Source organism: Frankia sp. CoWAU3 (assembly GCF_977971855.1).
In genome coordinates this window covers 942-3,485 of record NZ_CDWWXB010000301.1, presented here as the reverse complement: position 1 = coordinate 3,485, position 2,544 = coordinate 942, and the positions used below count along the sequence as shown (strand labels likewise).

Below are 2,544 nucleotides of genomic sequence, written 5' to 3'. Positions count from 1 at the left end.
CGTCGACGATCTGCACCCGGGGCCGGCCGCCTTGCAGGTATCCGCGGACGCGCAGCTCGGCGTCAGTGCAGAGCTCGGTGGCCGTGACGGTGATGTCGGCGGGCGGTGGGGTGGAGGTGAGGCCCGCCTCGCGGGCGACGGCGGCGGTGTTGCGGTCGTGAGCCGCCCGGCGCATCTGGGAGATGATCTGCGCGGCAAGGCTGAGCACGTGGTCGTGGCCGTCGGCGGCGTCGGCCAGCTGGTTGAGGCCGGCGATGGCCTCGACCAGCGGGGAGTCGGCGGTCAGGCAGTCAGGGCAGAGCACCTGCCCGTCGGTGAGGGGCTGGCCGGGCTGGGCCGTGTGGGCCGGGTAGTGGACGGCGGTGATGTGGGCCCGGAACGGGAGCCGGCAGGCGGTGCAGGTGTGGTCACCACCGCCAGGGCTGTAGTCGAACGTGTAGACGAAACTCGTGGTCATGATCAGCTCCTGGTCGTCGAGGTTGGGGCGGGGTGGCCGTTGAGGCAGTCGGGGGCGGTGCCGGGTGAGCGGCGCACCAGCGTGATCCGGCCGGACGGGCCGGAGCGCATGATCATCCGGCGTCCAGGTCGGGCTGTACCGGCACCTGCCGGGCGGCGAGGACCAGACGGTGCCGGTCGCTGGCGGGGAGGCGGGCGAGGCATGCCGGGCCGACGAGCAGTGCGCGGGAGGTCGGGGCGCGGAGGGGTCGGCGGCAGCAGCGGCAGCGAGAGCGGCCGTCCTCGGCGGGGGTGCTGGTCGTGGTCACGGGGACCTTCTGAGGGAGGGACGTGAGGGGAGGACCGACAGGTGAGGCGGCCCCACCTGGTGGCGGAATGCGAGGGTTCGCGCGGGCGGTGAAGTTCTGTGACCTGTGGTTTTCCGTGGCGGGATGCCCGCGATTCGCTGGGCAGCTCGGGACTGCGTCCTCACCTGCCCCACCTGGGGTCTCAGGCCGGGACACGGCGGTACCGCCTCCCTTGTTGACCTTGGTAGGTGAAGGTTTCGATCTCGATCTGTCCGGCGTCCGCGAGGCGCTCCACTGCTTCGTCGAGGTAGCCGCGGCCGCGGCGGGCGGCCGAGCGGAGATCGGAGTGACCGACCCATCCATCGGTCCTGCCCAGACGTCGCATCACCGCAGCACAGGCGCTCTTGACCGCGTCGTCGTCGGTGCGCCGCGCGATGGTGACGGCCCGCTCGGCGTCCGCCTCGGCGCGTTCCCGGTTGCGCGCCGCGGCGGCCTGGCGCAGCGAGTCGAGGACCCCGCGGCGGGTCCGGTCCGAGACGGCCATCACCGCCCCGGACAGCTCCCAGTCCTGCGCGGTGACGGCTGCGTGGCCGTCGAGCAGACCGAGCGCCGCGGCGACCTTCAGCCGGCACAGCAGCGCGTGGCCATCGAGGGCATCGGAGTCGCCAGTGGGCCTCCCGGATGGTCCACGTGGCCTCGGCGCAGACGTCGAGCACATGCCGGCACGTGGTGAACGGGACGTGCCCCGGCCAGGCGGGCAGCTCCCAGACGTCCGGGTCCGGTTCGGGTGGGGTGACCTCGGGCATGGCGGGGTCGGTGGCGGGAAGCCACACGAACCGCTGGGGGTGCCGCCAGCGGTCTCGCTCTCGTTGAGCAGGATCTCGGCCCGGCCTGGCTGGACTCCGACGATCAGGCCGAGGCGGTAGGCGTGCGCGGCGACCTTCAGCCGGCGGGTGGCGTCAGCGTTGTTGAACCCAACCTCCTCGCCCATCCACCCGGAGCGCAGGACGGAGAGAATGGTGGCGCCCTGGCGGCCCTTGACCGCGCCGAGCTGGTCGACCTCGTGGATCTCGACGATCGCGGACTCCTCGTCCTGGACAATCTCCCCCTCTCCGTCGTCGCGCTTCTCGTAGTGAACGAAGGTCTTCACCAGACCCTCACCGGTCCCCACCGGCCAGACGTTGACCGGCCCGACGTCGCAGGCGTCCGCAGCCGCGCCCATCGCCGCGCCCTTCCCACCCCCCGATGGCGCGACGACTGCAAGGAACAGGTTCAGGCTCGCGTGGCCGCCGATCGTTGCCGGCAGCACGTACGACGGGGGCACCTGCGACAGCACCCGAACGAGGACCACGCCGAGCACCGCCCACGGCGACGCCATCCGCGCCCGGGCGAACCCCCGCACATGGCCGAGGCTCTCCCGCGCGGACCAGAACGCCTCATCGTCCGTCGGCACGGCACCGGCCCGCCCCGCTCGGGGCAGGACCCGGCCGAGGTCTGCGGCCGTCGCCTCGACAATCCCGACCACGTCAGCGTCAGGACCGTCGAGCCTGCCCAACGCCGACGCGAGGACCTCCCGGGCGCGGCGGCCCGCGGCAGCCTCGGCGACACGGTCGACGTACCAGCCGACCATGCCCAGCGAAGGCACCGCTTCGACGCACTCGTGGAGGTACAGCACCTGCATGCCGTAGGCCTCGGCGGCGCTGTCCTCGCCGGACCGGCGGTTCATCTCCGTCCACACCGTCAACGCGTCGACCGGCTCGCCCACTGCGGACAGATCGGCCACCACCGCGAACGCCAACCC

3 protein-coding genes are annotated in these 2,544 nt (G+C 72.7%); all 3 read right to left on the bottom strand.

Annotation, left to right across the window (positions count from 1 at the left end; translation table 11 throughout):
- Positions 1 to 457, bottom strand: a 457-nt coding sequence (locus AC08ON_RS17540) for a hypothetical protein (protein WP_476617384.1), incomplete at its 3' end; no start/stop codon positions are given.
- 112 nt (positions 458 to 569) lie between these two features.
- On the bottom strand, positions 570 to 764 hold the full coding sequence (locus AC08ON_RS17535; RefSeq protein WP_476608566.1) for a DUF6011 domain-containing protein: 195 nt from the start codon (positions 762 to 764) through the stop codon (positions 570 to 572).
- Positions 765 to 945: 181 nt separating this feature from the next.
- The coding region (locus tag AC08ON_RS17530) for a hypothetical protein (RefSeq protein WP_476617383.1) at positions 946 to 2,544 on the bottom strand (1,599 nt) is incomplete at its 5' end.